Source organism: Acinetobacter harbinensis (assembly GCF_000816495.1).
Lineage (GTDB): Bacteria > Pseudomonadota > Gammaproteobacteria > Pseudomonadales > Moraxellaceae > Acinetobacter > Acinetobacter harbinensis.
This window is the reverse complement of sequence record NZ_JXBK01000001.1, coordinates 1065613-1087219: the sequence shown is the minus strand read 5'-3', so window position 1 is coordinate 1087219 and position 21607 is coordinate 1065613. Positions and strand designations below refer to the sequence as shown.

The 21607-nt window shown below is 41.8% G+C and carries 18 protein-coding genes, 1 tRNA gene and 1 pseudogene; 12 read left to right on the top strand and 8 right to left on the bottom strand.

The window, feature by feature from the left end:
• The 5 genes from SE27_RS14415 to SE27_RS05020 form a co-directional block, all read left to right on the top strand.
• Nucleotides 1-318, top strand: a 318-nt coding sequence (locus SE27_RS14415; RefSeq protein WP_455549967.1) for a transporter substrate-binding domain-containing protein, incomplete at its 5' end; no start/stop codon positions are given.
• A gap of 72 nt (nt 319-390) precedes the next feature.
• Nucleotides 391-1134: an amino acid ABC transporter permease gene (locus tag SE27_RS05035; protein ID WP_039621426.1), complete on the top strand. Its 744-nt coding sequence runs from the start codon at nt 391-393 to the stop codon at nt 1132-1134.
• Nucleotides 1134-1817: an ABC transporter permease subunit gene (locus SE27_RS05030; protein ID WP_039621424.1), complete on the top strand. Its 684-nt coding sequence runs from the start codon at nt 1134-1136 to the stop codon at nt 1815-1817. Before SE27_RS05035 ends, SE27_RS05030 begins: the two co-directional genes overlap by 1 nt.
• A gap of 14 nt (nt 1818-1831) precedes the next feature.
• Nucleotides 1832-2557 (top strand): amino acid ABC transporter ATP-binding protein, encoded by a 726-nt coding sequence (locus SE27_RS05025; RefSeq protein ID WP_171160739.1) that lies wholly within the window; start codon nt 1832-1834, stop codon nt 2555-2557.
• Nucleotides 2558-2706: 149 nt separating this feature from the next.
• Nucleotides 2707-3396: a phosphatase PAP2 family protein gene (locus SE27_RS05020; protein ID WP_039621421.1), complete on the top strand. Its 690-nt coding sequence runs from the start codon at nt 2707-2709 to the stop codon at nt 3394-3396.
• Nucleotides 3397-3413: 17 nt separating this feature from the next.
• On the opposite strand, the gene SE27_RS05015 is transcribed toward SE27_RS05020, so the two are convergent.
• The 4 genes from SE27_RS05015 to SE27_RS05000 form a co-directional block, all read right to left on the bottom strand.
• The gene (locus tag SE27_RS05015; RefSeq protein WP_039621418.1) at nt 3414-4724 is read right to left on the bottom strand and encodes a sensor histidine kinase; all 1311 of its coding nucleotides are present in this window, start codon (nt 4722-4724) and stop codon (nt 3414-3416) included.
• A gap of 12 nt (nt 4725-4736) precedes the next feature.
• Nucleotides 4737-5411 carry a DNA-binding response regulator PmrA gene (locus tag SE27_RS05010; RefSeq protein ID WP_039621417.1) on the bottom strand — a complete coding sequence of 225 codons (675 nt, stop codon included), beginning with the start codon at nt 5409-5411 and terminating at the stop codon, nt 4737-4739.
• Nucleotides 5412-5423: 12 nt separating this feature from the next.
• A complete protein-coding gene (locus tag SE27_RS05005) occupies nt 5424-7091 on the bottom strand; it encodes a phosphoethanolamine transferase (protein ID WP_039623810.1) in 1668 nt (555 codons plus the stop codon).
• Nucleotides 7092-7288: 197 nt separating this feature from the next.
• Nucleotides 7289-8536 carry an MFS transporter gene (locus SE27_RS05000; RefSeq protein ID WP_039621415.1) on the bottom strand — a complete coding sequence of 416 codons (1248 nt, stop codon included), beginning with the start codon at nt 8534-8536 and terminating at the stop codon, nt 7289-7291.
• An 821-nt stretch (nt 8537-9357) separates the two neighbouring features.
• Here SE27_RS05000 and SE27_RS04990 point away from each other — a divergent pair.
• The 3 genes from SE27_RS04990 (at nt 9358) to SE27_RS04980 (ending at nt 11716) form a co-directional block, all read left to right on the top strand.
• Nucleotides 9358-10275: a patatin-like phospholipase family protein gene (locus SE27_RS04990; protein ID WP_039621411.1), complete on the top strand. Its 918-nt coding sequence runs from the start codon at nt 9358-9360 to the stop codon at nt 10273-10275.
• A 98-nt stretch (nt 10276-10373) separates the two neighbouring features.
• A complete protein-coding gene (locus SE27_RS04985) occupies nt 10374-10847 on the top strand; it encodes an NfeD family protein (RefSeq protein WP_039621409.1) in 474 nt (157 codons plus the stop codon).
• 14 nt (nt 10848-10861) lie between these two features.
• Nucleotides 10862-11716: an SPFH domain-containing protein gene (locus tag SE27_RS04980; RefSeq protein WP_039621407.1), complete on the top strand. Its 855-nt coding sequence runs from the start codon at nt 10862-10864 to the stop codon at nt 11714-11716.
• Nucleotides 11717-11953: 237 nt separating this feature from the next.
• Here SE27_RS04980 and SE27_RS04975 read toward each other — a convergent pair whose 3' ends face one another.
• Both SE27_RS04975 and prpF read right to left on the bottom strand, forming a co-directional pair.
• The gene (locus tag SE27_RS04975) at nt 11954-12862 is read right to left on the bottom strand and encodes a polyprenyl synthetase family protein (protein ID WP_039621405.1); all 909 of its coding nucleotides are present in this window, start codon (nt 12860-12862) and stop codon (nt 11954-11956) included.
• 206 nt (nt 12863-13068) lie between these two features.
• Nucleotides 13069-14259 (bottom strand): 2-methylaconitate cis-trans isomerase PrpF, encoded by a 1191-nt coding sequence (gene prpF, locus SE27_RS04970; protein WP_039621403.1) that lies wholly within the window; start codon nt 14257-14259, stop codon nt 13069-13071.
• A gap of 332 nt (nt 14260-14591) precedes the next feature.
• Between prpF and SE27_RS04965 the strand changes: the two genes are divergently transcribed.
• From SE27_RS04965 to SE27_RS04950, 4 genes are all read left to right on the top strand, one after another.
• Nucleotides 14592-15947, top strand: coding sequence for an amino acid permease (locus tag SE27_RS04965; RefSeq protein WP_052251706.1), 1356 nt, complete (start codon nt 14592-14594; stop codon nt 15945-15947).
• A 90-nt stretch (nt 15948-16037) separates the two neighbouring features.
• Nucleotides 16038-16113: transfer RNA gene (locus SE27_RS04960), tRNA-Arg, on the top strand.
• A 174-nt stretch (nt 16114-16287) separates the two neighbouring features.
• Nucleotides 16288-17505 carry a tyrosine-type recombinase/integrase gene (locus SE27_RS04955; RefSeq protein ID WP_039621399.1) on the top strand — a complete coding sequence of 406 codons (1218 nt, stop codon included), beginning with the start codon at nt 16288-16290 and terminating at the stop codon, nt 17503-17505.
• Nucleotides 17506-17598: 93 nt separating this feature from the next.
• Nucleotides 17599-18330 carry a Fic family protein gene (locus SE27_RS04950; RefSeq protein WP_039621396.1) on the top strand — a complete coding sequence of 244 codons (732 nt, stop codon included), beginning with the start codon at nt 17599-17601 and terminating at the stop codon, nt 18328-18330.
• Nucleotides 18331-18347: 17 nt separating this feature from the next.
• Here the strand turns inward: SE27_RS04950 and SE27_RS14240 are convergent.
• Together SE27_RS14240 and bilR are read right to left on the bottom strand one after the other, a co-directional pair.
• Nucleotides 18348-18437 (bottom strand): annotated as a pseudogene (locus SE27_RS14240) (Fic family protein); the annotation flags it as partial.
• Between the two features lie 210 nt (nt 18438-18647).
• Nucleotides 18648-20567, bottom strand: coding sequence for a bilirubin reductase, long form (gene bilR, locus SE27_RS04945; protein ID WP_039621395.1), 1920 nt, complete (start codon nt 20565-20567; stop codon nt 18648-18650).
• Between the last annotated feature and the right edge of the window lie 1040 nt (nt 20568-21607).

Sequence of the window (21607 nt, the reverse complement as noted above, 5' to 3'; positions counted from 1 at the left end):
GGCCGTGCTGCGGCCTTTATGATGGATGACATTTTATTGGCGGGTGAAAAATCCAAAGCCAAAGATCCAAACAATTGGGTGATTGTCGGTACCGCACCTATCCATGAAATTTATGGTTGTATGCTGCGTAAAGGCGATACAGGCTTTAAACAAGTGGTGGATGATGCAATTAAAGCCACCTATAGTTCAGGTGAAATTAACAAAATGTATGAAAAATGGTTCCAACAACCTATTCCACCGAAGAATATTAACCTCAACTTTAAAATGTCCGATCAACTTAAAGCTTTAATTAGCACTCCGCATGATCGTGATCAATAAGCATTAAAAACAGTCTATTCTTGGCATCAGATAAAAATGGATGTTTTATCTGATGCTTAATGCGGAGTTACTATGAATTATAGTTGGAATTGGGCCGTATTTTGGCAACCCACCGGTGTGGGTGACAGTACCTATTTAAGTTGGATTCTGATTGGTTTGGGTTGGTTGTTGGTCATTGCTGTGGTGGCATGGACACTGGCCATGGTTTTGGGCAGCATTTTAGGCATTATGCGCACGCTGCCCAATAAAACTGCACGCGGTATTGGCACAGCCTATGTGACTATTTTTCGTAATGTGCCGCTGCTGATTCAATTGTTTATCTGGTTCTATGTGGTTCCCAATTTTTTACCAGCCACCATTCGTGAGTGGTGGATTAATGATTTAAGTGCCAATACCACGGCGCTGATTTCTGCCAGTGTCGGTTTGGGTTTATTTACCGCGGCACGAGTTTGTGAACAAGTGCGTACCGGAATTGAAGCCTTACCTCAAGGTCAAATTAATGCCGGCTATGCCATGGGGTTTAGTACGGCACAGTTATATCGCCATGTGATTTTACCGCAGTCGTTTCGGACTATTTTGCCGCCTTTAAGTTCTGAGTTGACCAACTGTGTCAAAAACACCTCTGTGGCCTCACTGGTGGGTGTGGCAGAAATTATTTCGCAGATGAAAACCATCAGTGAATATACGCAAAATACCATTGAGGTCTACACTGTGGTGACCATCATCTTTATTGTGATTAACGTCTGTTTAATCTCAGCCATGAGCTTGTTGGAAAAACGCTTGCATGTGCCCGGCCTGATGACAGGAGCGAAATAATGGAATGGCTCTCGGTCTTTTTAGCGGACTTACAACAGTCGGCTCCGGCATTGTGGCATGGCTTTACCATTACCCTTAAAGTGGTTTTTATTGCCATCTTAGGCGGTATTTTTATTGGTACATTGCTGGCGTTAATGCGTTTATCCAGCATTAAAGTGTTTAACTGGATTGCACAAGGTTATGTCAACCTGTTCCGCTCTATTCCACTGCTGTTGGTGTTGATGTGGTTCTATTTTGCTGTGCCGTTTATTTATACCGCAGCCACTGGCAGTTATCTGACCATGGACACGGCATTGGTTTCTAGTATTGTGGCGTTTATGCTGTTTGAAGCGGCTTATTTCTCTGAAATTGTTCGCGCCGGCATTCAGTCAATCTCACGCGGACAATCATCTGCAGCCTCCGCTTTGGGCATGAGTTATGGGCAGTCGATGCGCTTAATTATTTTGCCGCAAGCTTTTCGTAAAATGACGCCATTATTGCTGCAGCAAAGTATTATTTTATTTCAAGACTCAACCATGGTGTATGCCATCGGTTTATTGGATTTTTTCAGAACCAACTATGTGCGCGGTGACCTGATGTCGCTGCTCACGCAATACATTTTATTTGCTGGTTTGGTGTATTTCACCATTAGTCTTTTGGCCACATATATTGTGCAGAAATTACAAAGAAGGTTACGCGTATGAATGAGCATAAAGTCATGATCGACATTCAGAACGTGAGTAAATGGTATGACAAATTTCAAGTTCTAACCGATTGCAGCACGCAAATTCGCCAAGGTGAAGTGGTGGTGGTCTGTGGCCCATCCGGTTCAGGAAAATCGACCTTGATTAAAACCGTCAATGGTCTAGAAGCCTTTCAAAAGGGCGATATTGTGGTGGATGGGATTGCCATTAAAGATCCGAAAACCAATTTAAACCTGTTGCGTAGTCGCGTCGGCATGGTGTTTCAGCATTTTGAATTGTTTCCGCATTTAACCATTACTGAAAATTTAACCATTGCGCAAATTAAAGTGCTAAAGCGCTCTGAAGCCGAAGCACGTAAAAAAGGCTTGGCCTATTTAGATCGCGTCGGTTTAAGCGCACAAGCCGATAAATTCCCTGCGCAGCTTTCCGGTGGACAGCAACAACGCGTTGCTATTGCCCGCGCCTTAAGCATGGATCCGATTGCCATGTTGTTCGATGAACCGACTTCAGCGCTTGATCCTGAGATGATCACCGAAGTATTGGATGTGATGGTCGGTTTGGCCAAAGAAGGCATGACCATGATGTGTGTGACCCATGAAATGGGCTTTGCCCGTCAAGTGGCCAATCGCGTGATTTTTATGGATCAAGGTAAAATTGTCGAAGACTGTAGTAAAGAGGATTTCTTTAATAGCCAACGCGGTGAACGTGCCCAGCAGTTTTTAAATAAAATTCTACATTAAGGCCTAGCGTCTTTTAAAAAGCAGATCAAATGATCTGCTTTTTTTTATCCGTATTATTTTACTTTTATTTTAAATAGCACAGTTTGGTTTAAGTCTGAATTAAGTTTTTCTTGGTCTAATTCCCATATTCAAATCATCTGATTGCTGCTATGCACGACAAGCAACACTTTACGCTGTATCAAGGCTGCTTCTTAATGATCAGTTTTTGTGTGCTGTTGATCTTTTTTCCGGTAGGTGGCGCGCTAGATTTGGCCTTAATCCATCCATGGATCAGTCCATCAGGGCAATTTTTATTGCGAGATAACTGGTATTTGGCCGAATTGAATCATCGTTATGTTAAAGACCTGATTATCGCGCTATATGGCAGTTTTTTGCTGTTATGGCTGGCATCATTTAAAGTGCAGAAACTTAAAGCCATGCGCTTTAGTTATGGCTATTTTTTGGTCATGGTGATTATTTCCACCTCAGTCATTGGCCTCTTAAAATCACAATCGGCACATGCCTGTCCATGGAACAGTACGCTGCCCAGCGCAGAAGGCTTTTTCTGGGATTTCTCAGCCACTCAAGGTCATTGCTTCCCGGGTGGACATGCCTCCACGGGTTTTGCCTTAATGGCTGGTTTTTTTGTCTTTCGACTGTCGCAGCCTAAACGGGCTTATTTCTTTCTCATCGCGGGTGTGATTTTAGGCTTTGCGATGGGCTGGGCGCAAATGATGCGTGGAGCACATTTTTTAAGTCATAACCTGTGGACGGGCTGGATTATTTGGTTCGTGAATGTCATTGTTTATCTATTTTATTACCGCAAATTTAAACTGAATAACGCAGCAGTCTCTGCCTAGCGTTGTTGGTTCACAGTCTATAACGGCAGTTGTACATTAACCTGTAATCCACCCAAACTATTGCTTTGGGTAAAGAACAAGCTGCCGCCCAAACGTTCCGTGGCTTTGGCCACAATAGACAAACCTAGGCCACTGCCGACTTCTAAATGATGATGAACACGATAAAAACGTTTGATCACTTTATCATGTAAATCGGCAGCAATGCCGGGGCCACTGTCTTCAATTTGAATGATGGCAAAACCCGCTTGCTGAAATACCGACACATTAATGATGCCATGGGCAGGCGTATATTTAATCGCGTTGTCAATCAGATTAAAAATAATGGAATGCACTGCTGAGGCTTGGCTCTGAATTCGCACTTGTTGCTGCTGCTCCATGCCCAAATCAATACTTTTTTGCAGCGCCAAATCCATCAACTGCTCAAGGCAATCCACTGCAACTTGATTGAGTAAAAAGGGCTGCTTATTTTCAAGCTCTATAATCGAGGCATCTTGTTTGGCCAAATTCAACAGCTGACTGATTAAATGTTGAATCCGAATTAAACCCTTACTTAAATTAACCAAGTCAGTACTGGCTGGATTTTGTTTTAACAAAATTTGCATCTGTAAATTTAATGCTGTAATTGGGGTTCGCAATTCATGTGCTGCATCGGCAATAAACTGGCGCTGTTCTTGTTGCGCCAATGAAATACGCTGAAATAAATGATTAATTTCCACAATACTGGGCACAATTTCAACCGGATACGGCTCGACTTCAATGGCTTTAAGTTCATGCGAATCTCGCTGTGCCAATTCAGTTTTAAAATCATCCAGTGGTTGTAAACTGCGTCTTACAATCCAACTTAAGCCCCAAATCACAAAGGGCATAAACAACAAATAAGGAATAAACATGCTACTGGCCAACTCTAAAGCCAAACGCTGCCGTACCGATTGCTGCTGACTAATCTGAATTTGATAATGTGCGGTGGGCAATACATACGTATGCCAAATATCGTCTGCCGTTTTTTGGGTATAAAACCCTGCTTTTTGCATTGGCTGCACCAATAAATTGATGGCATGATTTTTATCTTGTTGACTGCTATAAGCCCACACATCTACAAATAAATCTTCTTCATGATAGTGTTGCTCTTGGTCAAACTGACTTTCAACCGGTTTGGGGTTATGCAGCGCCACGCGTTCGGCTAAATTTTTCATCTGCGCATCTAACACTTCATTGATTTCTTCCAATGCTATGCGATAAGCAGAAAAAATCAGCAGACAGCCCAAAGCAATACTAAAAACAGAAATATACAGAATCAGACGTTTTTTTAATGAATACTGCGACAGCACAGCTTGCTCACTTTAGAGTTGTCCAAGGCGATAGCCTAATCCACGAATGGTACGAATAAAATCTTTACCCAGTTTAGCGCGTAAATGATGCATATACACCTCAATGGTGTTACTGCTAATTTCGCTTTCTAAGTCATATAACTTCTCTTCTAAATTGGCTTTAGAAAAGATTTTATTTGGATAGCTGACCAAGGCAATCAGAATCGCCCATTCTCGATTAGAAAAATCAATGGCTTGACCTTTAAACTTGGCAATATGCTGCTCTACATCGAGGCTTAAATCGGCATACGATAAAATCTTGGCGCTGTCATAACCGGCCGCTTCTGCGCCACTACGGCGCAGCAATGCATGAATACGCGCCAGCAATTCATCAAACTCATACGGCTTCACCAAGTAATCATCGGCACCGCTATTTAAGCCATCCACACGGTTTTGCAGTTGATCGCGTGCAGAGATAATCAGAACCGGTAAGCTGGCATAATGTTGACGAATTTGCTTGAGCACTTGCATGCCATCCATTTGCGGCAAACCCAAATCCAGCAACACAATATCGAATTTTTCTTGGCCAAGCTTTTTTAAGCCCTCAATGCCATTATTCACCCATTGCACGGCAAACTGTTGATCTTTCAACAAGGTCATGCTCGATTCTGCAATCATGAAATCATCTTCAATCAGTAATATGTTCATCTGACTTTAACCTCACACTTTCTGTTTTAAACCGCACTGCTGCAACATATTATTTTTCCCATCAATCACTTGGCTTTTGACATCCAGCAAGGTGAGTAGACTTGGAAAGAGATTGTCTTGGCTTAATTTTTGACTTTTTTGTTGTGTTAAGCAGTTAATTTGCGCCGGATTTCCAGTATGCCATGCCGATGAAAACCACATCAACATCGGAATATGCGTTTGCTGACTTGGCGCAATGGCATAGGGTGAGCCATGTAAATACATGCCATGCTCACCGGTGGATTCACCATGATCAGACAAATACCAAAAGCCAGTTTGATAAGCGGTATTGCTTTTTAAGATGCCAATCAAGCTACTTAATACATGGTCAGTATACACAATGGAATTGTCATAACTGTTTAATAGTTCGCTGTTACTACAGCCTTGAATGGCATTGGTATCACAACTGGGTTTAAACGGCTGATACGGCGCTGTTGAACGCTGATAATAAGCAGGGCCATGACTGCCCATCTGATGCAACACCACCAAACGCGGCGTCTTGTCATTTTCAGGAATGGCAGCAAGATAGGCTTTTAAACTGTCCAGTAAAATCTCATCATAACATTCACCATTTTTAGCACACCATTTGTCTTTAATCGGTTGTGGAATTACGTACTGCTCTACCCGATCACACGCGCCTTTACAGCCTGAATTATTGTCAATCCATGTGACTTTATAACCTGCACGCTGCGCAATATCCAGTAAGCCTTCACGGTAACTGGCCAACTGTTGATCATAATCTGTACGTGGCATACCAGAGAACATACATGGCACAGACACTGCGGTGGCCGTACCGCAAGAACTGACCTGAGAGAAATTAATAATATCCAGTTTAGACAGTTCAGGATTGGTGTTTTTTGCGTAGCCATTTAAAGAAAAGCTTTCTGCGCGAGCGGTTTCGCCCACCACCAAGACCATCAGTTTAGGCAGTTTTGACTGACTGACGTGCTCAAGCAGATGTGCATCTTGTCCATATTGCACTAAAGGTAAATTCTTTTTCGGTGCAGACTTTCGATAATATGACCATGTCGCAGAGATGGTGTTTTGCGGAGAAATCAGCGATTTCAAGTTCCGATGTTCACGAAAAATTGCGGCGTAATCCACATAAAAAATAAACAGTAAACCACACAGTAAAACGAATGAAACAAAAGCATGCAGTAATTTTTTTAGCAACTGACTGGAGATTTTCTCTGCTTGAATCGGCAATACAGCAACAAAGATAATCGGCAGAAATACCAGTAAAATACTCCACAGAATAAAGCGCAAGGACAATAAATCTTGCACTTCATGCGGATCCGTTTGCATCATATTCTGAATTTGTTCAGGTGAAATCATCACCCCTAAACTATTGACAAAATAGGCGGTAAATCCGCCGATGATCAATAAAATATAAGCAAAAAGTTTGGCCGTATAACGCCAATTGAAAAACTGAAAAATCAGGTTATAAGCCGCTACAATCACCAATACAGTGGCCGCTAAAAATAAATACGCCTTTGGCCCTTGATAGGGCGTTAATTTTTGGATTTGTTGAAAAAAGGCAAAATTCAGTGCCAAGCCTAACCACAGCGCCAACAATATATTAAATTGGCTTAATGAAATCGGCTTAATTTTTTGGCGTAATCGAGTCAAGGTTTGCGGCATCATTTCGGTACGAATCTTTTTATTGATGCCATACAGTACAACCTGAAACTTAAACCTCACTTAAAGCAAAATAATCCTTTTTACGGCATCTACTCTTGCCCAGTATAAAATTTAGCTATTCTAAACAATTTAATTTTATAGCATTTTTAAAAAGTATCTTAGCTAGCCCATCCATTGAATCATTTAGTATTAGGCTTTCACGTCAGACTATTTTTCCAGCGTAGAATGGGCCATAAAAGAAGCACGGCCAATCCGGTAATCATGGTTAAGTAATTTGCGTAGCCCAACATATCTGCCAACACGCCACTCAGGCTATACAGTGCCCCGCTAACGGTCGCCAAAATGGCCACTTGAAAGGTAAAATCCGTACCGGCATGCGCTTGACGGCTATATTGCATCACCAGCGTTAACATCACCACCAATAACATGGCAGAGATAAAGTCCTCAGCAGCATTGATCAAATAAATCAGCCCAGCTGCGACTGTTTTTTGCGCTTGATATTGCACAGCCAACCACGTGTAAGCGGCCAAGCTCAACACTTTAAGCACGGAAAAAATTAACAATGCCTGTGCTCGCGCCATATATTTTAAACTTAAACCCGCAAGTGCTGCGCCCAGCAATGCCGCCAATGCACCAAACATGGTGACGTAAATTCCAATTTGCGAAAAACTTAAGCCCAAATCGACCATGAGTGGCTTTAATAATGGCCCGCTTAAACCATCGGTGATCTTAAAGCTGATCAGCACCCACAGCCATAATGCCAAATGCCGAGTTTGATAAAAATAAGCCACATAGGCTTTAATCTTGTGCCGCTTGAATATGTCGGGTGCAGCGCGAGTTTGCCTACTTTTAAGCTGTTGCGGCTCTTTGAAATATAAAATCGGCAGCGTATTTAAAAACACCAGCGTCGCCAACATTAAAAAAGTGCTTTGCCATTGAAGCCAATCCAATGCCCATAAAATTGCACCGCCACCCACAATAAAACCCAAGCGTGAACCTGCCACTTGCAGCATATTGCCCCAATGCTGTTGCTGATTTTTTAACATACTGACCGCTAACGCATCGCTGGCAATATCTTGCGTCGCCCCGACTAAATTTAAGCTAAATAATGCGACAAAAAACGCCAGTAAATACTCGGGTTGATTTAACGCCTGTATCGGTAAAAAGGATAAAAAAATAAGCAGCAGCACACTGAACAGTTGGCTCGGAATAATCCAGCTTCGATAATGTCCATATTTTGACACCCCAAAACGGTCGACCCACGGCGCCCAGAATACTTTAATTGACCACGGCAACATCAATAAGCCAAAGCCGCCAATCTGTGCCAGTGAGACGCCTTGTGCGCGTAAAATCACTGGTAAGGCATGGGTCATAAAACCGACGGGTAAACCTTGCGCCCAATACAATGAGAATAATACGAGATAGAGTCGTGGTGTGCTTGGCATAGCGTGCCCATAAGATCAAAAGCGGATGGATTATTGCGATCAAATCAGCCGAAGAATGCAGGTTTCTTTGCCGCTGCATATTGTTTTATAAAAACTTAATTTCTTCAATAGTTTACCTATTTTGGTCAGCATATGGCATATAACAGCATGACTGCACATTTCCCTCATTTGTCCGATCAGGTGCCTGGATAAAGTGAATTACCTGATTCGAGGAGTTTTCTAAACAATATATCTAGCCCAAGGCTGGCATTTTATTGGCGAGTTTCTCCATTTTCGTAAAGCAGTGGTGATTCTGGCACCACACAGCTTAAATATGGATGCGTGGTCTGGCTTTACTGCTTATCTGGAACTAAGCCTTAAAAGTTACGATTTTTGACACGCAGAATTTATTTAACACCGCATTCAAGCCACTAATGCATTGAGTTGGCCTGATGTCGGTCCATCACAGCACACTTGAATTTAGGACAGGATTGATTTTATTGGCACTTAAGAGATGACACCATAAGATAGCTGTAAAAGTGCAGAAAGCATCAACAGTGGTTTTATCAGCTTACCCTCAGTGCATAAATCCGCATGATGCTGCTGTCATTTCATTTGACCACACGCAGCGCGCTATTCGTTATTTGGGTATGTTCCATTCCACTGGAGAGTACCAACCGAATTTAGCGCAAATCTTAATGTGCTATGAAGCAATTTTTTTACAGAAAATCCAGTGTCGCTGGCAAAACCGTTACAAAAGCGTGTTAAAAATGGCTAGTCAAAATAGCCATAATCTGCTCTGATAGGCGCAATTTTTGTTTATTTGATGTTCAATTCCCACCATGAAACTTGCGCAATATGCCTTGATTGGCTTACTGGGGCTTGGTCTATTCGGCTGCGATAAAGCCACCAAAACGCCTACACAAACCACTACCATTAAAGCCCGTGAACCGGTGATTGCCATTGCTTTAGGCGGCGGCGGTGCCAAAGGCTTTGCACATATTGGTGTGCTTAAAGTATTAGAGTCACACGGCATTAAAGCCAAAATTATTACCGGTACCAGTGCCGGTAGCTTTGTCGGTAGTATTTACGCCAGCGGTAAAACCCCCTTTCAACTGCAACAAATTGCCTTAACCTTAAAAGAATCCGATATTCGTGATTTAACCTTAAATAGTCAAGGTATCGTGCAAGGGCAAAAACTGCAAGATTATGTCAATCGACATGTGAACAATAAACCGATTGAACAGTTCCCGATTCGCTTTGCCGCAGTGGCCACGCGACTCGATGATGGGCATAAAGCAGAATTTGTGCGCGGCAATGCCGGTCAAGCGGTACGCGCCTCATGCAGTATTCCTAATGTATTTGTACCTGCAACCATTGCGGGCAAAAAATATGTCGATGGCGGGTTGGTTAGTCCAATTCCGGTGAAAACTGCCCAAGCCATGGGGGCCGATATTGTGATTGCTGTGGATATTTCAGCGCGTCCAGTCGGTGGTCAGCCACTCAGCATGTGGGGTTTACTCGATCAGACCATTAATATTATGGGACAACAAAGTATTAATGAAGAACTGGGGCAGGCCAATATTGTCATTCAACCGAAAGTCGGCCATTTAGGCGCTTTAGATTTAAAAGCCAGCAATCAGGCAATTTTAGAAGGAGAAAAAGCGGCACAGTTGAAAATTCGTGCAATTGAAAAAGTTATTCACGATTTCAAACTCTCTCCAGCTGCTTTTAAAGCCGCGCCCAAAGCCCGAATCTAAGAATTATGCTTTTTTAATACTCAAAGACTTATTCATCTGCTAGATTGATATAGACGCCACGGCGTCTATATTCATTTTAACGATAAACGAGTCGATGTATGGAATTTGCGTTCGAGCCTTGGCATTGGTTTGTATTGGGTGTTGTACTGATTCTCTCAGAATTGGTACTGCCCGCTTTTGCCGCCCTGTGGTTTGGTATTGCAGCCATTATGGTGGGTATTTTATTTTGGATGTTCCCGATGATGGGCATCACCACCCAGGTCGTGACTTGGATTATCTTGTCTATCTTGTGTACCCTGCTGTGGTTTAAGTTTATCAAGCCACTGTCTATTGATAAAACCAAAGCCGGCCTATCGCGAGAGTCAACCATTGGTCAAGTCGGCATGGTGATTCAAACCCATCTACAACATGACCAAATTATTGTGCGCTTCCCAATGCCGGTATTAGGCGCAGATGAATGGAATTGCCGTAGCTTAGCACCGGTGCAGGTCGGTGATCGTGTACGCGTGGTGGATATTTTGGGTAACGATTTGGTGGTTAAGCCACACAGTTCCAATAATGAAAATATATAGAGTGAGAAAATAGTATGTCGGGTGGATTTATTATTGTTTTAGCCATTTTGGTTTTTGCAGGCGTGACCATTTTTAAAGGGGTTCGGATTGTTCCACAGGGCTATAAATGGATTGTGCAACGTCTGGGTAAATATCACGTCACCTTAACCCCCGGATTGAGCTTTGTCATTCCTTATATTGATGATGTGGCCTATAAAGTCACCACCAAAGATATTGTCTTGGATATTCCATCACAAGAAGTGATTACTCGCGATAACGCAGTTTTGCTGATGAATGCGGTGGCGTATATCAATATCACCTCACCGGAAAAAGCCGTCTATGGCATTGAAAACTATACTTGGGCCATTCAGAACTTGGTGCAAACCTCGTTGCGCTCTATCGTCGGTGAAATGGATCTGGATGATGCACTGTCTTCGCGTGATCACATTAAAGCCAAACTCAAGGCCGCCATTTCAGATGATATTTCAGATTGGGGAATCACCTTAAAGACCGTTGAAATTCAAGATATTCAACCGTCCACTACTATGCAGTCAGCCATGGAAGCACAAGCCGCGGCGGAACGTCAGCGCCGTGCCACAGTTAGCCGTGCTGATGGTGAAAAACAGGCCGCGATTTTAGAAGCAGATGGCCGTTTAGAAGCCTCACGTCGTGATGCAGAAGCACAAGTGGTCTTGGCTGCCTCATCGCAACGGGCCATTGAAATGATCACCTCCGCTGTGGGCGATAAAGAAGTGCCTGTGGCTTATCTTTTGGGCGAGCAATACGTTAAAGCCATGCAAGAAATGGCCAAATCCAACAATGCCAAGACAGTGATCTTACCAGCAGACATTATGAGCACCATTCGCGGTGTGATGGGTCGTAATCCGTAAACTGATAATTATTCAGTTTTCATCAATAGACAGCTTGGGCTGTCTATTGTTCTTTCAGCTGTGAAAAAAATCGGCAAGACCGCTAACTTTATGCATAGATTTCAGATTATTTTCTGAAAGTATTGTGCCCGATCCTGCAAGTCTTAGTTTCATTCTCTTATCCACCGCATCAAAGAAAATAAAAAAGAGGACGCGATGTCCTCCTTTGCCATACTTTGATTGAAAGAAATGGCGTTGTTAGCTTTTACGAGACAACAAAAATTGTGAAATTTGACGCAGTTCACTGCCCTGTTCAGCAAAAACCTCCAAAGCAGCAAAGGCCTGATCATGTAACTGTTTGGCATAGGTTTGGGCATTTTCTAAACCCATTAATGCTGGATAGGTCGATTTTTCTACCTGCTGATCTTTACCAGCGGTTTTGCCCAACACTTCAGTGTCAGAAATAATATCTAAAATATCATCTTGTACCTGAAATGCCAGTCCAATGGCCTGTGCGTATTCACGTAATTTCGGAATAGCAATATCGGTGCCTTCAAATACCGTCACCGCTGCCATCATCACGGCTGCGGTAATCAATGCGCCGGTTTTATTGCGATGGATATTTTCCAAAGCCACTTGATCAACCTGTTGACCTTCAGCTTGCAAATCCATGACCTGACCACAGACCATTTTCGAGCTGGCAGTGGCTAAAATCTGCATTTGTTTTAGCACAATAGCCGGACTGACCGCAGCGCCTTGATCAAACAGGCGACTGCCTAAAATTTCAAAGGCCATCGATTGCAAAAGATCACCGGCCAATAAAGCCGTGTCTTCACCAAAGGCCACATGACAAGTCGGTTGTCCACGGCGCAGTAAATCATTGTCCATACAGGGTAAGTCATCATGCGCCAGTGAGTAGCAATGAATCATTTCAATGGCCACCGCAGCACGGCGTACCGCAGCAAAATGATCATTCGACTTTAAAGCTGCTGTGGCATAACACAGCGCCGGACGCACCCGTTTTCCGCCGAGCATCACGGTATGATGGACGGCAGCTTGCAACGGCTCTGGAATAGAAAAAGCCGCCAATGCTGTCAATAAATCATGTTGAATACGTTGCTGTGCAGAGCCTAATACAGTTACAGATACATCAGTTAAAGATGACACATGAGCCTCGAATACTTTGCTGGATGAGTACGTCTAAAAAATCGAGATCGCGCATATCGATAGCGCGCGATCTTACTCGATAAAAAACCTGCTGCTTTTTAGACAAGAGTAGGCTGATCATTGCATTAAGCCACACTTTAAGGCACTTAACTGAGCAATCACCAGCAGCATGATACTGCTTTCTGCACAGATTCTCTATTCTGATTTTAATTCAAACTCTCTGCCGGAATTCGCACCCACCCTTCCATTAAGACGCGCGCACTGCGACTCATCACCGCTTTTTTTACCTGCCATTGTCCAGCCTGTTGTACCGCTTGCGCACCGACACGTAACGTGCCTGAAGGATGACCAAAACATACTGCTTCACGCGCCCCACCGCCCGCTGCCAAATTTACCACTGTACCGGGAATGGCCGCGGCGGTGGCAATGGCCACGGCTGCTGTACCCATCATGGCATGATGTAGTTTACCCATCGATAGCGCGCGAACCAGTAAATCGACATCACCAACTTGAATCTGTTTACCACTGGATGAGGTATAGGCTTTGGGTTTAGAGACAAAAGCAATTTTTGGTGTATGTTGACGCTGCTGTGCTTCAGAGATCTCTTGAATTAAACCCATCTGCTTTGCACCATAGGCGCGAATCGTTTCAAAGCGTGCCAGTGCATCGGCATCGCCGTTAATCGCCTCTTGTAACTCAGTACCGCTATAACCAATCTCTTCTGCATTTAAAAAGATGGTGGGAATACCGGCATTAATAAAGGTGGCCTGAAAGCGACCAACATTTGGTACATCAAAACTATCCACCACATTGCCTGTGGGGAACATTGCGCCACCATCTGCATCATCATCTGCTGGATCTATAAACTCTACCTGCACTTCTGCCGCTGCAAAGGTCACGCCATCCAGTTCAAAATCCCCACTTTCTTGCACTTGAGCATTATTCATCGGGATATGCGCAATGATGGTTTTTTGAATATTGGCTTGCCAAATGCGTACCGTACACAGACCATTTTCGGGAATACGCTCGGCACTGACCAAACCATTGGAAATAGCAAATGCACCTACCGCTGCGGTTAAGTTACCGCAATTACCACTCCAATCGACAAAAGCGCGATCAATCGCCACTTGACCAAATAAATAGTCCACATCATGCTCAGGTTGAGTACTTTTGGCCAAAATCACGGTTTTACTGGTACTGGAACTGGCACCGCCCATACCATCAATTTGCTTACCGTAAGGATCGGGACTGCCAATCACCCGTAGCAGCAATTGATCACGAATTTTTCCGGGCTGCTGCGCCGCTTTAGGTAAGTCATCCAGTTTAAAGAACACACCTTTACTGGTGCCGCCGCGCATATAGGTGGCGGCAATTTTAAGTTGTGGCGCAAAATTCATTTTCATTGATCCTTATTCACTGATCGTTGATATTTATCATTGTTTTAAACAATATTTTGCAATACTGATTGCTTTTATCATAAGGCTTTTTTCAATCAAAACACCGATTACCGGACTTAAGTATAAAAAACTGCACTAAAACCATAAAAAAAATAGCTTTTATAACTCATAAGTCACTGTATTAATGCAATTAAGTTGTTGATTTATAATTTAATTACAATAAATAGAGTATTTAATCTATTCACTTCAGCATAACTGACCAATCGTGGTACTAGGCTAATACAAATCAATCAATTACAATCATTGCCTTATCCATTGTCGGGCTGAGTACTTTGAACAACGAGTCTTCTACACTTCAGCGTGGCTTAAAGAACCGGCACATCCAACTCATCGCCATGGGCGGCGCAATTGGTACAGGCTTATTCTTAGGTTCCGCACAGGTGATTCAATCTGCAGGTCCTTCCATCATTTTAGGCTATGCCATTGGTGGTTTGATTGCATTTTTGATTATGCGTCAACTGGGTGAAATGATCGTACATGAGCCTGTTGCAGGATCATTTAGCCATTTTGCCTTTAAATATTGGGGGAAATTTCCCGGCTTTTTAGCCGGTTGGAATTATTGGATTTTATATATTTTGGTGGCCATGACCGAGCTGACCGCCGTCGCTAAATATATTAACTATTGGTGGCCGTTTATCCCTGCATGGGCATCAGTGCTGTTCTTTTTTATCGTGATTACCTTGGTTAATCTCGGCAATGTGAAATTTTATGGCGAATCAGAATTTTGGCTCTCCATCATTAAAGTCACGGCAATTGTCTCGATGATTATTTTCGGTTTATATTTAATCCTGACAGCAGATGCTGGCTCAACCTCATCATTTAGTAATCTTTGGACACATGGTGGATTTTTTCCGCATGGTTTTGAAGGTCTATTTTACATGCTGGCCTTCTTAATGTTCGCTTTTGGCGGTATTGAACTGATTGGTATGGCCGCAGCTGAAGCCAAAGATCCGGAAAAAACCATTCCCAAAGCCATCAATCAAGTGGTTTTTCGAATTCTGTTGTTTTATATCGGCTCCTTGGTGATTCTGTTGTCTTTGGTGCCTTGGGATCAATTAGAATTGGGCGGATTAGATAAAAGCCCATTTGTGATGATCTTTAGTCAACTGGGAATTGGCTGGGCAGCGCACTTACTGAACTTTATTATTTTAACTGCTGCACTTTCTGTCTATAACAGCGGCATGTATGCCAATAGCCGTATGCTGTATGGTTTAGCTCAACAAGGCAATGCACCAAAAGTGTTCATGAAAGTGAATAAACAAGGTGTACCCATTCCTGCGGTTTTATTCTCAGCGCTGCTCATTTTTGGCTGTGTACTGTTGAACTACTTTGTACCCGAAGATGCCTTAAGCCATCTAATGTACGTGGTGGTTGGTGCATTGGTGTTGAACTGGGCAATGATTAGTTTGACGCATTTGAAATTTAGACAAGCCATTAAACAAGCTGCGATTCAAACCAAGTTCCCTGCACTTTGGGCACCGTTTAGTAATTATTTGGTACTGATTTTTATTGCCACCGTACTTTATATTATGTGGACGCAAGGTTTTAAAGAGTCAGTTCTGATGATTCCAATTTGGATTGTCCTGATGTTTGGTTTATTTAGATTACTGAAAATGAACAAATCTTAAGCAAAAATAGTCTATTAAGCCATTTAAAGAGTTATTGTTTCGACAATAACTTTTTTTTTGCACTTAATTACGCTAAATTAGCGCCGTATGGTGCCCTTAGCTTAACTGGATAGAGCAGTTGCCTCCTAAGTGACCGACGCGGGTTCGACTCCCGCAGGGCGCACCATTTTATGGTTTATATTTAACTTTACCGATCCACACCAACAGATAAATAACATCAAAATCAATTAACTCGCAAAAACACCATCTAAGTCGATCTATAAAACCCTATTATAATTTATATTTTTTTGCGGTAATTTTTACGGTAAGATGTATTACCGCAGAAATTCTTACCGTAAAAATGCCAAAAATCGTTATACCACTAACAGATACAAAGATTAAAACTACAAAAGCAGACTCTGAGAAAGTTCAGAAGTTCTCCGATGGTAATGGCTTATTTTTAATCGTTTCCAAAACTGGTGATAAAAACTGGAGATTTGATTATTCACGCCCTTACACCAAGAAACGTAACTCACTAAGTTTTGGTTCTTATCCAACAGTAACTTTAGCTGAAGCTCGCATTAGAAGAGATGAAGCCCGCACACTACTCTCTCAAAACATTGATCCTCATTCTGAAAAAGCCAGAATTGAGAATGAGATACTAAATGCTAATAAGAATATTTTCAGTGAACTATCTAAGGAATGGATGAGTAAACAAGACTTTGCTGAATCCACAGTTAAAGGACAGCAAAGCTTATTAGAAGTAATCAATCAATACATTGGTCAAATTCCTGTTCATGAAATTAAACCAACGGATATTCTTAAGGTTTGTCAGATTTATGAAAAACAAGAAAAATTAGAAACTGCTAAAAAGGTCAAAGTTAAATGCGGCCAGATCTTACGTTATGCCGTTTCTATTGGACTCTGTGAACGTGATGTCACACAGGACTTAAGAGGCGCTTTAAAAACGCCTAAAGTAACGCACATGGCGGCTTTGGTAGAACCTAAAGACTTTGCCCAACTCCTACAGGATATCGATCACTATCAAGGTTCCGCAATCACTCGCTATGCCCTACGTATTGCCCCACTGGTTTTTGTTCGCCCCGGAGAACTCAGACATGCGCAATGGAAAGATATTGATTTAGAGCAAGGTTTATGGAGCTATACACCACCAAAAACAAAAGCTAAAACAGGTGTTCAGCATATGGTCCCTCTGTCAACTCAAGTCATTCACTTAATGTCTGAACTGGCTCAAATTACGCGCTATAAAAGTGAATTTGTTTTTCCTGCAACCACATCAAACTTAAAACCAATGTCCGAAAACACCATCAATCAAGCGTTACGTCGCTTAGGTTATACCAGTGAACAAGCCTGTGGTCACGGCTTCCGTGCCTCAGCTCGGACTATCTTAGAAGAGATTTTAGATTTTCCAATTGAATTGATTGAGCAACAACTAGCCCATCAGGTAAAAGATATGCATGGGCGGGCTTATAACCGAACCAAACATTTAGAGAAAAGAAAGGTGATGATGCAGAAATGGGCAGACTACTGTACACAAATTAAAAAAGATTTTGCATGAATGACGGTTTGGTAAACTCACAATCTGCATAGTCTAATCACATCGATTCAGTTATTATTATTTTTATCTCATCATCTTTTTAGAGTATATATCGTGTTTGAGACTATCGATTCATTAAAAAATAAACTTGATGCTCAGCGCCCTCTCTCACCTTCTATCATTAAAAATTTACAAGAAGATTTGATTCTGCGTTGGACATATCACTCCAATGCGATTGAAGGCAATACACTTACTCTACTCGAAACAAAAGTTGTCTTGGAAGGCATTACTGTAGGTGGCAAAGCACTTCGAGAGCACTTTGAAGCGATTAATCATCGTAATGCAATTTATTACGTTGAAGATATCATCAAAAAAGAAGAGCCTTTTTCTGAATGGCAAATTCGCAATATTCATCAATTGATTTTAAAAAATATCGATGATGAAAATGCCGGTCGATACCGTCAACAAAATGTGCTGATTTCAGGTGCTACTAATACGCCGCCAGATTACACTTTACTGAATGACAAGATGGCGCAATTCATTGATTGGTATAATACTGAAGCGGATCTAATACACCCAATTGCACGAGCTGCAAAAGTACATGCAGACTTTGTCGGCATACACCCCTTTATTGATGGTAATGGTCGTACCTCTCGCCTTCTCATGAATTTAGAGTTAATGAAAGCTGGCTATCCACCCTGTGTAATTACTGTTGAGAATCGTCTTGCCTACTATGAAGCTTTGGATCAATGGATGGCTTCTGGACAAACTGAGTTCTTTAATCAATTGGTTGCGGATGCTGTATTGGAAGGTTTTAGACCTTATCAAGTCGTTTTAGGGATTTAAAAACAGCCGACTATAAATCATACGCTTATCAATCTATAGCGCTGCTTAGAGCTCTTAGCTTTATCTGGGATAGTCCGTTCAATTAACGCAGCTTCTAGTGGTGGATGGCTTCCTTGTATAAGTATTTTATAAATTTATGATTTTTAAGGATTTATATTAACTTTCACTAAAAATATAAACCCAATAAAATCATATGGTTAATTATTTGTGCAACAAAGCTATACCAAAGCATAAAAACATAGGCATCTTCACACATCACGCTTTAAGCGACTTACCTTGTAAAATTCCGACAATGCTTTCTCTGTTAAACTCAATATTTAAAGCGCATTGGCTGCATCATAGGCAGTTTTAATGGCATAAGAAATATCAGAGACTTCATCACAATCTCCCACTTTTACCACTTCAATTCCCTTTTCAGTCAGTACAGTCGTATCAAATATAACTGGTCGTGCGCCGCTCGCAAGCACCACACAATCACAAGCAAGATATAGCGCAGTACCATATTTATCTTCACAGCGCACTTGCTTGAGATCAATCTTTGTAACCTTATATCCTGTATATTGCTTGACACCATATTTTTTATAATTCTCAAGCATGGTGGGTAAAATAGTGCTACTAAGACCATCAGCGATCTTATCTGTCATTTCAATAATGGATACGGTACAGCCTTGCTCAGCTAAATATTCAGCCGTTTCAGCACCTACGATCCCACCCCCAATCACCACTACACGACCTGCGACTAGATGTTTAGCCGCCAAAACTTCCCAAGCATCATAAACATTTACGCCATGTACACCGATAATTTCAGGTCTAAAATTAGAGGCACCTACTGCCACAATCACCGCATCAGGGGCTAACTGCAGTAGGTTTTGAATGGTCGCTATTTGCCCTAACCTTAATGTGACACCTTGTATGCGCACAGCATGGGTTAAATCCTCTAAGACACGGTATATTTCAGCCTTACGCGGCGGTACGGCAGCAATATTCAATTGCCCACCTAAGCATGTCTCTTTTTCAAATAGGGTGACGAAATGGCCTTTTTTTGCAGCCACGCGTGCAGCTTCAAGCCCAGCCGGACCGCCACCAATCACCACCACATTCTTTTGCCTGATGGCGGGTGTAATGATGCGTGTTTCTTCAAAACCATTTTCAGCATTGACCACACACGCAATAAATGAGCGATTAAGCACATTATCAACACAGCCTTCATTACAGGAAATACAGCGGCAAATGGCTTGAGATTTTCCTGCCGCAGCCTTATTGGGCCAATCTGGATCGGCTAAAAGCGCACGACCAATCCCGATCATATCGGCTTTACCCTGATGCAATAACTCTTCTGCCATATCCGGATCAATAATACGTCCCGAGGTACTCACCGGAATAGAAACTGCCTGCTTCACCGCCGCAGTAATGTCTGCAAAAAAGCAGTACGGTTGTACACCCATCGGTGGAATAGTGTCTGCCATATTGCCCGTATGATTTGCCTGCCCCACGTGCAACATATCCACACCGGCGGCTTGTAGCCATCGTGCAAACTGCGGTGCATCAACCTCATCAATACCCCCTTTACCGCGTGTGGGCGTAACCACTGACAATTTATAATCAAGAAGCATGTGCGGAACTGCTTGTCTTAATGCCTGTACCAGCATTAAAGCAAAGCGTGTGCGATTCTCAAGCGAGCCACCAAACTGATCCGTACGGTTATTCATTTTTGTGCTGCATAGTGCACCGACCAATCGGTCACCATGAACTTGAATAACATCCACCCCCGCACGCTGTGCACGTACTGCACAAGCACACATTTTATCGATAATATCCAGCAATGAATCTTCAGATACTTCGTTAACAAAAAATTGCATGTCATGATTTAACTGGCTACGGACTTTGTCCATCTCGCCTGCGTCAAACAGAGCATTAATCGCATCACAGTCATATTCAGGATGGAAAATTTGCACACCCAATTTAGCACCATACGCGTGTAGATTATTAGCCAAAAGGCGAAAGCTCTCGATTTGACTGTCTTCAAATAGTTTTGGCGTAGCTGCAAAACTGCGGATTGGCGCAACATCACCTAAAACAATATATCCCACACCGCCCTGAGCAAGACGTGTATAAAATGCCCGACTTTGCGAGCTAATACGGCCATCTTTAGCTTCATATCCGGTGGTTAGCGGAGGAAACATAATGCGATTTTTAAAAATGACGCCACCAATAGCAATAGGCTGCAATATTTTCATTATTACTCTCTTTTTTAATAAGCCTAAACGAAACTTCTGGCCTATTTTTACGACTTATACCCTACTTGTGAGATAATTAATTTTATCTATTTATTCAATTAGAATTTATGGTAAATATTTTGTAAAGCCTATCTAAACCAGCCAAACTCATAGAAGGGTGATAGAGCTCGTTACTGATAAAACTAAATCGAAGAACATCTAAAACCCTAAAGAACCACCTATCAAATAGATTTTATTTTATAAGCTTCAAAGATATAAATAGATGGGAATTTCAGTTTTTATTTTTCACTAGGCTGAAAATTTTATAATATTTGGAAAATGTAAAATAATAAAAACATATACAAGTTTTAGATTTCATATCGTAAAAAAATAGAAGCTACTCAAAAAGAAAACTGGTCCTAAAATAGCCAAAGATCCACTTTATTATTCAGCTAAATTTTTTTCAGTTTTAAATGAAGGATGACGAGCTCTATATAATGTCAATGCTTTTAACTCATTTTCCAAAAATAGCATTGATTCTTCAGCCCAAGTCGATTTACGCGTGTCAAGATGTCTATTATTCGCCATCCAGTCGGAGATTACCGCATAGGTACAGGAATTATCTGCAAATACAAATTTCGATTGATTATCTATAATACTTTTAAAAACTTTATGCGTGGGTAGGAGTGAGCCAGATACATGAAAAAATGTATATAGATATTTGTAATTAGTGCTCATTCGAAAAATTCTAACCAAGGTATTGCACTATAATAACAAATATAGTGCAACTACAGCTACACATATCATAAAGAGTATTTTCAAGCTACTGCTTAGCTGGAAGCACTTTTCATGCCGATTAAATGGCTCACTTTAAAATTCAAATTTTATAAAAATCTTGATTCAGCAATGGTAGTTAGATAATCATTTTTTGGTTTTTTATCCTCATATCTTAGTAAAATATGACTTCAAGAAGAACCTTACTCAACCTAGATATTTATCAAGCAATTAGCTAAGAATTTTCCTTTATTCCGGCTTTTCCTTCTCTTTATTTAAATTTTTTG

Coding starts and splice junctions, on each gene's coding strand:
- SE27_RS05035 (WP_039621426.1), top strand. CDS start 391: ATGAATTATAGTTGGAATTGGGCCGTATTTTGGCAACCCACCGGTGTG.
- SE27_RS05030 (WP_039621424.1), top strand. CDS start 1,134: ATGGAATGGCTCTCGGTCTTTTTAGCGGACTTACAACAGTCGGCTCCG.
- SE27_RS05025 (WP_171160739.1), top strand. CDS start 1,832: ATGATCGACATTCAGAACGTGAGTAAATGGTATGACAAATTTCAAGTT.
- SE27_RS05020 (WP_039621421.1), top strand. CDS start 2,707: ATGCACGACAAGCAACACTTTACGCTGTATCAAGGCTGCTTCTTAATG.
- SE27_RS05010 (WP_039621417.1), bottom strand. CDS start 5,411: ATGAACATATTACTGATTGAAGATGATTTCATGATTGCAGAATCGAGC.
- SE27_RS05005 (WP_039623810.1), bottom strand. CDS start 7,091: ATGCCGCAAACCTTGACTCGATTACGCCAAAAAATTAAGCCGATTTCA.
- SE27_RS05000 (WP_039621415.1), bottom strand. CDS start 8,536: ATGCCAAGCACACCACGACTCTATCTCGTATTATTCTCATTGTATTGG.
- SE27_RS04990 (WP_039621411.1), top strand. CDS start 9,358: ATGAAACTTGCGCAATATGCCTTGATTGGCTTACTGGGGCTTGGTCTA.
- SE27_RS04985 (WP_039621409.1), top strand. CDS start 10,374: ATGGAATTTGCGTTCGAGCCTTGGCATTGGTTTGTATTGGGTGTTGTA.
- SE27_RS04980 (WP_039621407.1), top strand. CDS start 10,862: ATGTCGGGTGGATTTATTATTGTTTTAGCCATTTTGGTTTTTGCAGGC.
- prpF (WP_039621403.1), bottom strand. CDS start 14,259: ATGAATTTTGCGCCACAACTTAAAATTGCCGCCACCTATATGCGCGGC.
- SE27_RS04955 (WP_039621399.1), top strand. CDS start 16,288: ATGCCAAAAATCGTTATACCACTAACAGATACAAAGATTAAAACTACA.
- bilR (WP_039621395.1), bottom strand. CDS start 20,567: ATGAAAATATTGCAGCCTATTGCTATTGGTGGCGTCATTTTTAAAAAT.